The sequence below is a fragment of the Paraburkholderia sp. EG287B genome (assembly GCF_040965595.1).
Taxonomy (GTDB): domain Bacteria; phylum Pseudomonadota; class Gammaproteobacteria; order Burkholderiales; family Burkholderiaceae; genus Paraburkholderia.
Genome location: NZ_JBFRCG010000009.1, coordinates 223,600 through 236,855, shown reverse-complemented (window position 1 = coordinate 236,855; position 13,256 = coordinate 223,600). Strand labels below are relative to the sequence as shown.

The 13,256-nt window shown below is 62.7% G+C and carries 12 protein-coding genes; 4 read left to right on the top strand and 8 right to left on the bottom strand.

The annotated features are described in order from the left end of the window. Positions 1-116 precede the first annotated feature (116 nt). From AB4Y40_RS18270 to AB4Y40_RS18255, 4 genes are all read right to left on the bottom strand, one after another. Positions 117-431: a DUF4148 domain-containing protein gene (locus AB4Y40_RS18270; protein WP_368688929.1), complete on the bottom strand. Its 315-nt coding sequence runs from the start codon at positions 429-431 to the stop codon at positions 117-119. 167 nt (positions 432-598) lie between these two features. Next, on the bottom strand, positions 599-829 hold the full coding sequence (locus AB4Y40_RS18265; RefSeq protein ID WP_368688928.1) for a hypothetical protein: 231 nt from the start codon (positions 827-829) through the stop codon (positions 599-601). Positions 830-933: 104 nt separating this feature from the next. Continuing rightward, positions 934-1,425 carry an aminoacyl-tRNA deacylase gene (locus tag AB4Y40_RS18260; RefSeq protein ID WP_368688927.1) on the bottom strand — a complete coding sequence of 164 codons (492 nt, stop codon included), beginning with the start codon at positions 1,423-1,425 and terminating at the stop codon, positions 934-936. A gap of 127 nt (positions 1,426-1,552) precedes the next feature. Beyond that, complete coding sequence (locus tag AB4Y40_RS18255; protein ID WP_368688926.1) at positions 1,553-1,876, bottom strand: DUF4148 domain-containing protein; 324 nt, start codon at positions 1,874-1,876, stop codon at positions 1,553-1,555. A gap of 304 nt (positions 1,877-2,180) precedes the next feature. Between AB4Y40_RS18255 and AB4Y40_RS18250 the strand changes: the two genes are divergently transcribed. After that, a complete protein-coding gene (locus tag AB4Y40_RS18250) occupies positions 2,181-3,332 on the top strand; it encodes an MFS transporter (RefSeq protein WP_368689079.1) in 1,152 nt (383 codons plus the stop codon). Positions 3,333-3,388: 56 nt separating this feature from the next. On the opposite strand, the gene ccsB is transcribed toward AB4Y40_RS18250, so the two are convergent. From ccsB to AB4Y40_RS18230, 4 genes are all read right to left on the bottom strand, one after another. Next, positions 3,389-4,612, bottom strand: a complete 1,224-nt coding sequence (gene ccsB / locus AB4Y40_RS18245) for a c-type cytochrome biogenesis protein CcsB (RefSeq protein WP_368688925.1) — start codon at positions 4,610-4,612, stop codon at positions 3,389-3,391. 55 nt (positions 4,613-4,667) lie between these two features. Further along, complete coding sequence (locus AB4Y40_RS18240) at positions 4,668-5,339, bottom strand: cytochrome c (RefSeq protein WP_368688924.1); 672 nt, start codon at positions 5,337-5,339, stop codon at positions 4,668-4,670. 51 nt (positions 5,340-5,390) lie between these two features. Further along, complete coding sequence (locus tag AB4Y40_RS18235; protein ID WP_368688923.1) at positions 5,391-6,899, bottom strand: cytochrome C; 1,509 nt, start codon at positions 6,897-6,899, stop codon at positions 5,391-5,393. 568 nt (positions 6,900-7,467) lie between these two features. Beyond that, positions 7,468-8,535 (bottom strand): purine nucleoside permease, encoded by a 1,068-nt coding sequence (locus tag AB4Y40_RS18230; protein WP_368688922.1) that lies wholly within the window; start codon positions 8,533-8,535, stop codon positions 7,468-7,470. Positions 8,536-8,819: 284 nt separating this feature from the next. Between AB4Y40_RS18230 and AB4Y40_RS18225 the strand changes: the two genes are divergently transcribed. The 3 genes from AB4Y40_RS18225 (at position 8,820) to AB4Y40_RS18215 (ending at position 13,213) form a co-directional block, all read left to right on the top strand. Beyond that, positions 8,820-10,187, top strand: a complete 1,368-nt coding sequence (locus AB4Y40_RS18225) for a metallophosphoesterase (RefSeq protein ID WP_368688921.1) — start codon at positions 8,820-8,822, stop codon at positions 10,185-10,187. Between the two features lie 523 nt (positions 10,188-10,710). Continuing rightward, positions 10,711-11,502 carry a hypothetical protein gene (locus tag AB4Y40_RS18220; RefSeq protein WP_368688920.1) on the top strand — a complete coding sequence of 264 codons (792 nt, stop codon included), beginning with the start codon at positions 10,711-10,713 and terminating at the stop codon, positions 11,500-11,502. A gap of 550 nt (positions 11,503-12,052) precedes the next feature. Beyond that, on the top strand, positions 12,053-13,213 hold the full coding sequence (locus AB4Y40_RS18215; RefSeq protein WP_368688919.1) for an alpha/beta fold hydrolase: 1,161 nt from the start codon (positions 12,053-12,055) through the stop codon (positions 13,211-13,213). The last annotated feature ends 43 nt before the right edge of the window (positions 13,214-13,256 follow it).

Here is a 13,256-nt window from a genome sequence, read left to right as displayed (position 1 = left end):
GCGGCGGGGACCCATCTCGATCGACTGCTCGTACGATGGGTTGGCCTTTCAGCCGAAAACCAGCGCGCCGCCGGCGCAGTTCACAGCGCAATTAGCAGGGACACGGCGTTCGGCCGCTATTGACTGGCGCCCTGCCCAATCCCCGCCTTTTTCTGCGCGTTCTGAAGATCCTGCGGATAGTTCTGATCATTTGCGCGACCGGGTTGATAGCCCGCAGCTTCAAGCTTCTTCAATTCGGCGTTCTTTTTCGCCCGGGCTTCCTTTCGGGCCTGCTTGCGCTCCGCCTTGGTTGGCTTCGCGGACGACGCGCCCCCCGGCACTACGGCAGTGGCTGCACCCGAAGCGTCGTTCTGCGCGAAGGTGGGTGTGACTGTGCCAATCCCGAGCGATGCCGCGACGAGCAGGGCCGATATTTGTCTGGCGATAGGCATTTTCTCTCTCCTGTTCCCGGTTAATTGATGCGGTCAGGCCCATGGAAGTGGCTCAATGGGAAGTACCAAGTATAGGACAGTGAATATCGCGCGACGCCGGGACGCGCTCCGGGAATGCTCGGACTTTGGCCCTGCTACTTGCGGCGCCTTGTAGCCACATACGGACATCAGGAAGGCGCCGCCTGGTTGCCGACGAGTGAACCACCATCCGTCAACTCCTTGAGCACCGCATAAAACGTCTGAAATCGCTTTGCGCCGATCTGCTGGACATGATGAAGCCCGTGATGAACCGCCACGGGATCGAACTGGCACCTTGAGTATTGCGAGGATGGCGCCGTGAACCGTTGCTTGCGCAACCAGCCGGCGGAGGCCGTCTCCGCCGCCACCGCCTCTTTCACGAAGCGCTTGCGCCCGATGCGCGCGAAACGGGCATGCGTTTACCCGGCGCGATGGGGTTAATCGGCACCGCGCCTGCCTGAACGCACGCTGTTCGACTACTCACTCACGCGCGTCCACCCATGCCTCGCATGCGCCTTGCAAAATGGGCTCGCTCCGCGTCGTCCATCAGCGCCAGAAACTGGTCCCCATCCATATGAACCAGTTCTTCGTGATCGCCCGCCTCGAAGTAGACGTCCGGCTGGCCGGCCAGGTTCGTCTCGAGGTAGGTTTTCATGCCATACGCCGCACAGATCGGCGGCAACGCCCCCGCATTGCAGTCCTTGAACAGCTCGCGCAGTTCGTCTTCCGTAGCAAGGCCGAGCCTGCGCCCCGTCTTGTTCCATAGCTCGGACAATTGCACGGCATAGGTTGAGGGCAGCACGACGGCCACATAGCCGTGCTCGTCCTCGAGCAGCACCGTTTTTGCAAGACGGTCGCCGGGAATGTGCGCCGCAGCAGCACTTTCCATGCTCGAATGGCTGTATGGGTGGCGCACGATTTCGTAGCGTGAGCCCTTGCTGCGCAGGCGCTCCTGCAAAGTGATCGACATCGACATGGCACACCTCCTGTCGAATGCGTAGAAAAAACCAGCCTCCAGTAATCCTTTCAGAATAGGTCACTCGCGAGAGACCCGGTAGCAGAACTCGCTGTTGTCGCCGGGGAGTGGAGCGAACCCACCTTGCTCACCGGGGTGGAGACGGGTGGCACTCCGTGTTGAACCAATAGTCGACCAGGCGCTGCGCCGCCTGCAGATCGTCCGGGTAGTATGGGTCGTCGTACCAGGGTGACGGGTTGTAGCCCGCTTTCCTCAGGGCCGCCAGTTCGCTTTGGTGTTGCGCCATCGTGGGAGGCGCGTTGCTTCTGAGCGAGGCCAGGTCACGGCACTCCGTTGGGCTCAGATGTGGCCCGCTTTGTTGCGCGCTTTGCGGCACGCCGCCGACGACACACCCCGCCAGCAGGAGCGCCAACGGAGTCAATGTCGGACGGATATTCGGGAGGCTCTTCATGGCGCATCTCCACGCGTCTGATGGGCGCAGCGCAACCCGGGTTTCCATCGCGCCGCAACTCCATGGTACGTCCATGCGGGCCACCGGGCAGACGAAGCAGAAACACGAATCAATCGCGACCTGCACAGCCGCAACGCATGGAAGAACTGCGGTAGCATCAGCTTGCTGCACGAGCTGCTGGTGACCGCATTGGACATTGTCGTCATCGCCCTGACGTGGCACGAGTATACGTATCTCCGGAGCCAGCACAGTGCTGCCTGAGACGCCCGCAACCTCACGCATCCCCATTCCCCGCGCGGTACGCATGCTGGGGTACGTGAGCCTGTTCATGGACCTTTCTTCCGAACTCATTCACGCCCTGCTCCCCATCTTCCTCGTTACCACGATGGGCATGAGCGTGAGCGCGCTGGGCTTGCTCGAAGGCGCCGCAGAAGCGACGGCGATGATCGTCAGGATCTTCTCGGGTCCCGTGAGCGACTGGCTTGGCAAGCGCAAGGCGCTGTTGCTGCTCGGCTACGGGCTCGGTGCGCTGTCCAAGCCGCTGTTTCCGCTGGCGCATACGCCCGCGCTTGTCGCGGCGGCGCGTCTCATCGATCGTACCGGCAAGGGAATTCGCGGTGCGCCGCGTGACGCGCTCCTCGCAGATGTCGCGCCACCGGAGATTCGCGGCGCGTGCTATGGGCTCAGACAGTCGATGGATACGATCGGCGCGTTCGCCGGGCCGCTCGTGGCCATCGTGCTGATGCTCCAGTTCTCGGATCACATCCGCGCCGTGCTCTGGTTCGCCGTCGTGCCAGCCGTCATTGCGCTCGCCCTGATCGTGTTCGGCATCGAGGAGCCGGCCCATGAACAGGCGCCCCGCAGCTTCCGGTCACCGCTGCGCTGGGAGGCGTTGCGGGAATTTCCAGGGCGCTACTGGTTCGTAGTCGCGATTGGCGCGACCTTCACCCTCACGCGCTTCAGCGAAGCATTCCTCGTGCTGCGCGCGCAGCAGACGGGAATCGATATCGCGTGGATTCCCGGCGTCATGGTGGTGATGAGTCTCGCCTATGCGCTCAGTGCGTACCCCGCGGGCGCGCTGTCCGATCGAACCGACCGCCGTGTTCTGCTTGCGCTCGGCATCGTCACACTGATCGCGGCGGATCTGGTGCTCGGCGCGCGTGCATCGATCATCACCGTGCTCATCGGCGTCGCACTGTGGGGCCTGCATATGGGGCTCACGCAAGGCATTCTCGCCGCGATGGTCGCCGAAACCGCGCCGCAGTCGCTCAGGGGCACGGCGTTCGGCGTCTTCAATCTCGCCAGCGGCATCTGCATGCTGATTGCGAGCGTCATTGCCGGCTGGTTGTGGGATCGGCACGGCGCGCCCACCACATTCTTTGCCGGCGCCGTCCTGGCACTCTTCCCCCTCGCCATGTGCCGCTTCGCACCGCGCCTCGCGAAGCTCAAACCCTGATGGGGCCTTGTGGCGAGCACGGAGGCTTCATGCGTCGTCGCATTCCTTCGTTATCCTCACAGGCGGCCGTAGCTGTGCAACCCGGACAGGAACATGTTCACCCCCAGGAATGCGAAGGTGGTGACCAGCAGGCCCGTGAGCGCCCACCACGCGGCAGCATGGCCCCGCAACCCCTTCATCAGCCGCATATGCAGCCAGGCCGCATAGTTCAGCCAGACGATCAGCGCCCACGTTTCCTTCGGATCCCAGCTCCAGTAGCCGCCCCACGCCTCGGCAGCCCACAGCGCGCCGAGAATCGTCGCAATGGTGAAGAACCCAAAGCCGACAGCGGTCGACTTGTACATCACGTCGTCGAGCACATCGAGCGTCGGCAGCCGGTCCGCCAGCACGCCCCGCTCCTTCAGCAGGTATGCCACGCCAACCATCGCCGACAGCGCAAAACTGCCGTAGCCGATGAAGTTGGCCGGGACGTGAATCTTCATCCACCAGCTCTGCAGCGCCGGCACCAGCGGCTGGATCTGCTGCGCATCGCGCGCGATCGAGTACCACATCAGGAACCCGACCGCCGCGCTGATCACGAGCGACGCGAAGGCGCCGAGCGAGCGCGTCTCGTAGTGCTCCTCGTAGTACAGGTAGAAAAGTGCCGTGATCAGGCTGAACAGCACGAACACTTCATATAGATTCGAAATCGGAATATGGCCGACATCCGCGCCGATCAGGTACGACTCATACCAGCGCACCATCATCCCGACGAAGCCCATCAGTACCGCGGCCCACGTCAGCTTCGAGCCAATCGCGCCGCCCGACGGCGAGCGCGACAGCATGCCCAGCCAGTAGAACAGCGTGGCCAGCACGAAAAGCACGCTCATCCAGAGAATGGCCGACTGGCTGGACAGCCAATACTTGAGGAAGAACGTGCTGTCGGCGCGCCCCAGGTCGCCCTGGTAAAGCTGGATCGCGAACAGCGACAGCGCTGCGATTGCGGCGATCAGCAGCCGCACGGGCTTCCAGCGCCAGCCGAGCATGACGAAAGCCGGCACGGAGCACACCAGCACCAGCCGGTCATAGGCGCTCATGTACGCCTGGTAGCGTGACAAGGCAAAGCCTGCGCCTGCAAGCATCGCGAGGGCAAACAGCCAGTCGAAAGCGCCGAGGCGCCTCGCAAAGGAGCGCTCGTCGGACAGCAGGCTCGCTTGATCCGCGCGCCACGTGGGTCGAGGCCGATGTCGTGCCGCTGGAGTCGCCACCGCAGCATCGGAAGACGGTGAGGATGATTTCATGGCATTCGCTGTTCAAAGACGACGTCGAAGGGTCGGGGGCTGCGCGCCTGCTGGCTCATCGATCGTCTGGCGCACCAGCGGACGCTTGCCCTTCCGGCGGAAACACCTCGACGTACGCCGCGACGGCACGCATGTCCCGATCCGACATGTTGGCGCACACCGCCTTCATCACCGCGCCACGAGGCCGGGTATCCGTTTGCTGGAAGACCTTGAGCTGCTTCATGACGTAGTCCGCATGCTGGCCCGCAAGCCGGGGAAACTGATTGATCCCTTCGCCATGCTGTCCATGGCACGCCATGCACGCCGAGACGCCCTTGTCCGGCAGGCCCGAATGATAGATTGCGCTGCCTTCGTTGATGAGCGCGAGATCGCTCGCTTCACCGAGGACCGCGGGTTGACTCGAGAAGTACGTGGCGAGCTCGTCGATCTGCGCGTCGGTCAAATGGGTGAATCCCCACATAAAGCGCTGCGCGTTCGGGTCGGCGCGCGAATGACTCTTGAAGTCCGTCAGTTGATCGACCAGGTATTCCTTGCGCTGCCCGGCGAGCTTCGGAAACGTAGGCGACACCGAAACGCCGTTCACACCATGGCAGTTCGAGCACACCTGCAAGGCGATGGTCTTTCCGCGCACCTGCGGGTTGTCGACCTGTCGCGAATGCTCGAGGTCCTGACACGCCGACCCGCACAGCAGCATCCCAATGGAGACGATATGCGTCACTTTGTTCATGGCAACAACCTCCTTGCTGCAGCCTTTGCGGTGCTCTGTAACCACAGGACATCACCATGAAGCAGCCCACACATAGATGAAAAGCGTGTCGTTGTCTCTCGCGTTGCGTCCGGCGCCGTCGTAGTTCGACGTGGCTCCGAGAAACTTGGTGTAGTGCGTGTACTGAATTCCTATCCGGATGCGTTGATTCGGTATCCAGAATATCTCCGGCATCCATCCCTGGGTATTCGGGTGGAAGTTCGCGCTGGCCGCGTAGGCTGTGCTGTCTGGACTGCCCGTCGTATTGAAGAACGACAGACTGAATCCGTACCTGGCCTGATACACATACGACGCCTTGATCCTCAACGAGTCGAGATTCCCCGACGCGCTGTCGCTCAGGACCAGATTGTTCGGATCGTGGACGTTCTCACGCACATAGCGGGCTTGCGCGGTGATCGTGTGCGGCTCGAGCAGGTACTCGTACTGCGCATCCACGCCGTAGTCGCGGAAGCGCGTCACGCCCTGCGTAAAGATCGGGAACTGGTTGGAGTCGTTCGGATAGATGTTCACGTTCAACAGGAACGCGCCGACCATTGCGCTATGGGGTCCCCAGTCCCGCGTCAGGGCGATGCGCGCATACGGGTTGTAACCGCGCAGATATATTTGCGGGTGAGCCGCGTTGCCTTCCCGGTTACCGTGACTCATGAACGACCAGATGCCATCGGCCGTGCTGTACGCGGTCAGTTCGGCGTAGACCATCTTGTTCCAGTACAGGTAGCCGCCGATGCCTGCCACCTGCGACGCCAGACTGCCTTCGATAACCGGAAGATTGGGGATCCTGGCAACCGGACTGATCGTCGATGAAATGTACGGATAACCCCATGCCGGCGCGGAGTTCCAGACATCCTGCACGGTTGGATTGTTGTGCAGCGTGACTCCGAGGATCAGGTCGTTCGCTTCGCCCATGATCCGGTCCACGAACCGGAAGTCTGTATTGTCGGATGCCCAGTGGCCTTCCCATTTGTTCGTTGTGCCATTCTGATGGTCGTAGTTCGTGTAGGTGAACTGCGTAAAGGCACCAATCTTGTCGGTGATCTTTCCGGCAAGGAAGATGCTCGCAAAGTCGAAAATCGGGAGACCATTCTTGGTGTTGATGGTGTTGCCGCTCGCATCCGTATTGACTCGCGTCTGACTCAGATCGCCGATTGCCATTGCGGCAATCGGAATCGTGCGTTCACCCAGCGTATAGCCGGTGAGCTTGAACATCCGCCCATAAGGCGTGAGCTCGGGAAATTGTCCCCCGGCGTGGCAAGCCACACAACTCTGGCCGGTTTGGCGCGCGAAGATCGGCAGCGCGTGTGCGATGGTCGCCGGCAACAACGCCAGCAATACGAATGCGAGTGCCCAGCCACAGAACAGCCAGTGATGACATGCTGCATGGCTGACGAGTAACTTTGTCATGGCTGCCACTCCTGCGCCGCGTCGAGAAAATGCGTCGTATCGGCGGTGAGCGCTGAAGTCCGTATTCCGTGTGCCGCGGCGATCAAGGAGCGACAGGCTCCAGCTGGTGAAACCGTTCACGATGAACCCTTTTCACGCACGCGACGTCTTCATTGTGCAAACGCGCAATCAGAATCGCGATGGGTCAACCTCCTCTATTTTCGGTAGGGGGCTCGCTAGCGACGTGAGCGGTTCCACACGCATTTCGACGCCCAAAGCGGGATGCACGTGGCGCTTTCGCCAGCCCGTCGAAGCCAGTGGATGAACTGAATGCGGAGAACGAACGCAAGTTTCCATTTGACACCTCCTGCGCGCACGATCGACCGGATCGATCATGACGGGTCGCGCAGCGTTGCTTCGCGCGACTCGCGTCCTGCGTAAACGAGAAGGCACTTCGAATATTCCCGGCGGGCTGTGACGCGACAATAGAAAGGCATCCGAAAGAACGCCAGGAAAAGTTGAACAAAGTTGGGAACTGGGAAGGATCGGACAGATCCCGTGACACGGCATGCCGGCACCGCAAGACCCCCCCGTCTGTGCTGGCTTACACGCGACCACCGCCCACGAGGCCGCACATGAACTCAATCGTGCACACACTCGACGCGCGTGCGGGCCGGCACCCGGCCCGCCTCACCGCACCGCAAATGCGTTACCGCTGCGGTACGCCGTTGCGCCACTCGCCCCAATGCGTGACGATGTCCTGCACCAGCGGATTGCCCGCGAGGAACAGATTGTCGATCGCGATCGTGAAGCCGCCTTGCGACGCGTAGTTAAGCAGATTATCCGCGCTCGACTGGCCCGCATACGGCCGGTCGAAGTCCGAGCCGGCGCGCAGCACCGCGACACGGTTCAGGTCGACGCGATGCACGTTCGCCGCGCGTGTCAGCGCCTCGAAGGTGGCGTTGTCTTCCTGCTGCGTCGTGCAATAGGTGCCCTTGCCGTCGGTCAGGATCTTCGTCCATTGGCGCGCTCGCTCGCCGAGGTCGGTGCCCGACCACCAGGTATCGCCCGCCAGCGTGTCGCACTGGATCACGGTCGGCGGACGGTTTGCGGGCGCATAGCTGTATTTCGCGCGAGCAGCCTGCGCCTGGGCGTCGTCGGTCAGCGTCACATTGTGTGACAGTGCGAATGCCGCGTTCGTGAGCGCCGGGTTCAGCTGGAACACTTCGGTGCGATAGTCGAGCGGCGGCTTCTGCGTCGGGCCCGTCGTGTTGATGCCGAGATAGCCGGTGTTCCAGGCCGCCGGAATTTCGCGTCCGTCGATCTCCCACTGAATGCCGAAATCGACGAGCCAGTTCGCCCACGCAGCGGAACCGACGGTCCCCTGAAGCGGATCGATCCCGGCGATGCCCGCCACCATGAAGTACGTATGACGCAGATCGAAACGCGGCGAGAACGTGAGCGCCATGATCGACGCGGCGGCGTTCGCGTGCCCCATGCCTGTCGTCATCACGCAGACATCCTGGCGGTTGCAGTGCACGGCCGGGTAATCGGGGGACAGACCCGCGACGGTGATGTCCTGCCACGGGCCGAGATGATCCAGCCATACCTGGCCTTCCGGACCGAACATCGAAATGATCATCACCTTGACCGCACGGCCATGCGACGCGCCGTCGTCCTGCGCGAAGCTGTCGTCGGCATGCGCGATGACGGGTGCAGCGGCCGCGCCGGCCACGAGCAACGATGAAATCACTGCGCCAAAAGCACGATTTAGCATAAAAGGTCCCACCTGTTATGTAAGAACCGCGGTTACGAAACTTGAATCGCGTGCCGTGTTATCGACTGATGTCGTGTTTTTTTCTCGGCGTGCAGCGTGGGACCTGAGCGTGAGTCATTCAGGCGAGAGTGAGTATAAGCGGAGAAAAAAATCGCCTGTTACGACCTGCAACGACTACGACTGAACCTCTCCCGCAAGCCACCGTCTCACCCGGTGCATTCGGCAGGGGATCGCGTCGGTCAAACGCGGTCCCGCCTTTCAACCGCGATTGGAGGAAATAGAACATGCCAAAGAAGCGCTCAGTTCGAACGTCAGCCAGCAATGGCAGTGACAGCGGCGACGGCCGCGTTCTCGCCGCCCCCGTCTTCTCGCAGCCGCAGCCGACGCCAGATCCGCAAACCTTCATCGTCAGGCACGCCTCCGATGTGGCGGCCTACCGGATGATCGACGAACTCAACCGCGAGCACAAACTCAAGGCTCTGCCGTTTCCTGCGCCGCGCGGCGGCGTCGAGCCTCGCCTGACACTCGCGGACGTGATCGACAACGATCCGGCCATCCTCAACCAGATCAACACGAACGGACAGATCGTTTTTCACTCGACGGGCGACTGCGGCAGCACCCGCGGACCGAAAACGCAGAACGAAGTCTCCGACAAGATGGTCAGCGACTTCGACGAAACCGATCCTGCCGAAGTGCCGCAATTCAACTTTCTGCTGGGCGACATCGTCTACAGCTTCGGCGAAGCGCAGTACTACTACGACCAGTTCTACGAGCCCTATCGCGACTATCACGCGCCGATCCTCGCCGTCGCCGGCAATCATGACGGAATGATCTCGCCTTTGCAGCATGAAAAGAGTCTGCAGGCGTTTCTGCGAAACTTCTGCTCCGACTGCTTTCAGGTCTCGCCCGATGCCGGCAACCTTTCACGTACTGCGCAAATTCAACCTGGCGTCTTCTTTACATTCGAAGCGCCGTTCGTGCGCATCATCGCGTTGTATAGCAATACGCTCGAAGATCCTGGCGTGATCTCGAACAGCGAAATCGGCAAGAGCCAGCTGAAATTTCTCAAGGCAGCGTTGACGCGGGTGAAAAAGGAAGGCTATACGGGCGCATTGCTGTTCGCGCATCATCATCCGCCCTATGTCGCGCGCGGACGTCACGGCTGGAGTGTCGAGATGCAGCAGCAGATCGATGCGATCTGCGCAGAGGTGGGCGTATGGCCCCATGCCGATCTCGCGGGGCACGCGCACAACTATCAGCGCTTTACGCGCACACGTCCGGACGGCACCCACATTCCGTACATCGTGTGCGGCAACGGCGGACACAACGTGCAGCGACTGACCACCAACGGACAGCCGCCGCTTCGTGCGCCGCAGCTGATCCAGGCCGCAACGAACAGCACCGATGCCGTGGTCATCGAGAACTACGACGACCAGAACTACGGGTATTTGCGCATCGTCGCGGACGACACCCAGTTGCGCATCGAATATCACGCTGCCGTCGACGGACCGTATACCAAGGCGCCCGACGATCAGGTGACCGTCGATCTGGCCACACGCCAGCTTTCCCACTACGTGGCCCGCAATGCTGGCATACCGGCGCTGGCCACGCGCATCCGCGAATATGCGCAAAGCGGGAAAGCCAGGCGCTGATCGGGACGGCAGTACCGGCACGGTATGCATCAGCTGACACGATGAAGCCCGAGGAATTCGGTGGCTCGCATCCACGAGTTCCTCTTCTCTGTTCTCTGGATCGTGCGCACGGATCATGCTTTCCCGGCGGTTGATAAAGACTCTTATTCAAGTCCGGCGCTCGACATGGATTCCACGCATGACGTGTTGGCCGGATGCGTACATGACGCCTGGAGACTTTGCCGGTGCCGATTCTTCAAAATGCCGTCGGCGAAATCGCGCAACCGTACAGGGAACGCCAGGGTGATCCCGGCTGCATCGGGCGATGCAACGCATCGTTCGTAGTTCTCCTTACTAGAATCGATTCCCCTGCTCATCGTGGCACATCGTATGCGCGAGGCGGCTGTTGGCGTACGCGCAGAATTTGAGCGCTGCACCGGCGCACTTTCGAAGCGGTTTGTACGAGGAAAGGGGCGGACGATGAACCGAGCGACGAAACACACGGCGACATGGGTGGTGGTTTTAGCGCTGTCCGGTGCGGCTTATGGAGCGGCGGGCGGCAACGGTGGCGGTGGCGGCCACGGTGGGGGTGGGGGCGGCAACGGCGGTGGCCAGGGTGCGGGTGCGGGTGGCAACGGCAACGGCAATGGCAATGGCAACGGCGGCCACGGTGCGGGTGTCGGTGCCGGCGTCGGCGCAGGTGTGGGTGGCAACGGCGCAGGCGTCGGTGCGGGCGTCGGCGCAGGTGTGGGTGGCGGCGCAGGCGTCGGTGCGGGCGTCGGCGCGGGTGTGGGTGGCAACGGTGCAGGTGCAGGTGCGGGCTCCGGGGGCAATGGTGCCGGGTCAGGAGGCAACGGTGCGGGCTCGGGGGGCAGCGGTTCCGGCTCCGGTGGTGCCGGTGCCGGTGCCGGTGCGGGTGCCGGTGCCGGTTCGGGTGGCGGCGCTGGTTCCGGCGGCGGTGGCGGTGCCGGTGCCGGTTCCGGTGGCGGCGCTGGTTCCGGTGGCGGTGGCGGTGCTGGTGCTGGTGCCGGTGCCGGTGCTGGTGCCGGTGGCGGTGGCGGCGCCGGTGCGGGTTCCGGTGGCGGTGGCGGTGGCGGTGGCGGTTCCGGTGGCGGCGCTGGTTCCGGTGGCGGCGCCGGTTCCGGTGGCAGCGGCTCTGGTTCCGGGGGCAGCGGTGCCGGCAGTGGTGCGGGTTCGGGGAGTGGCGGTCACGGCGCAGGAAGCTCCGGCGCAGGTAGCTCAGGTGGAGGCGCCGGCGGCGGTAACGCGAGTGCAGGCGGCCCCGGCGTGGCATCGGCCAGCGTCCTGGGAAGCAGGTTCGCCCAGTTGCGCATGAGGCAGAACGTGGTCGCGGCGCTGCCCCGTACCGCGCCAGGTGCAAATTCCATAGCGCGCGCCGCGCCGGCCACTTACAGCCAACCGAGGGTAACGGGTGCTGGCGGCAGCACCAACGCCTCGGCGACGGCTACCTCGGATACCGGCTACGGCCCGCCAGGCGTCAATGGCACGGGGACCGGCTCTCGCGCTACGGCAGCCGCCATACCGGTCAGCAGCGAGTACAGCCCGCCGGGTGACATCGGCGCGAGTCCCGGTTCGGGTCCCTGGGGCGGGTTCGCCGTGGATACGGGCGGTATCGAACCACCGATCCTGACCCCCAACGGGCCGGTCAAATGACCAAGGGCGGTTGCCACACCGAACCATCATAGCGACGCGTTGGCATCCGTCCAGGCGATGAGTTAGCGAACCATTTGCCCTGGTTCCTCATCATGATCGACTGCCGCGTGCACGACCGACGTCACACGTGAACGCTTTCATGACCGCAAGACACTCTGCGCTGGCGGGTGCGGATCCTCCCGAGTCCAGCGGCACACGATTTGCGTGCATGTGTGGAACGACGCCGGGACCGGACAGGTTTGGATATGCGAGAAAAGATCCAGCAAGCACACCCGTATCCCGAGGTCGGCGTTCCGCTCTTCTGGCCTTTTGGCCTCGCGCTCGAGCTTGAAGAAACGGCACTGCAAACCGTGGATAAAGCGGTTCGATTCCTGCGCGAAGTCGAAAAGACCCAGACAGGCAACGAGCCGCCGCAATGGACCACCAGGAATCGGGTCGCTCTCGACCTGCCGACCCTGGCCTTGCGCGAGTTCTCGCAAGGCACCGGGACACCGGTGCTGGTGCTTCCCCCATACGCAGGACACTCATCGACGATCGCGGATTTTCAGGCGCATCAGAGCCTGATCGCAACGTTGCTCGCCAACGGCTGCTCGAGCGTGTACGCCGCCGACTGGCGCAGTGCGACGCCTGAGATGCGGTTCTACAACATCGGCAACTATCTCGCTGAGATCGATCTGTGCGTGCACGAGCTGGGCAACCGTGTCCAGCTAGTGGGTCTTTGTCAGGGCGGGTGGTGCGCGGCCATGTATGCCGCACGCTTCCCGGGGAAAGTTGTGCGTCTCGTGATCGCCGGCGCGCCGATCGACACCGATGCGGGCGACGGCGCGATCAAACTGGCGGCGCATACGCTGCCCATGCGCTTTTACGAGGATCTCGTCCAGTCCGGTGACGGGCTCCTCCAGGGTCGCTACATGCTCGAAGGCTTCAAGAACCTCCACCCGCTCGCGCAATACTTCGACAAGTTCGTCGAACTCTACGAGCGCATCGACGACCCGGACTACGTGCGGCGGTTCGAGCAGTTCGAACGCTGGTACGAATACACGCTTGACCTTCCGGGCACATGGTACCTGCAGGTGATCGACCAGCTGTTCAAACAGAACCGGCTCGCGAGGGGAGAATTTGTGGCGCTTGGCAAGACACTCGACCTGCACGACATCACATGCCCCACTTACCTGCTGGCGGGCGAGCATGACCAGATTACGCCGAAGGCTCAGGTGTTCGCCGCGAAATCGCTAGTGGGCACGAACCCGCAGGAGATATTCGAAGCCGTTGCGAACGGTGGGCATATCGGGCTCTTCATGGGCCAGCGGGCCCTGCGCGAAAACTGGAAACCGATTGCAAGGTGGCTCGCGGGCCATGTCCAGGCGAAATGACCAAGACTCACTCGCTCGGTCGGACCGCGCCGCGGCTTCGGCC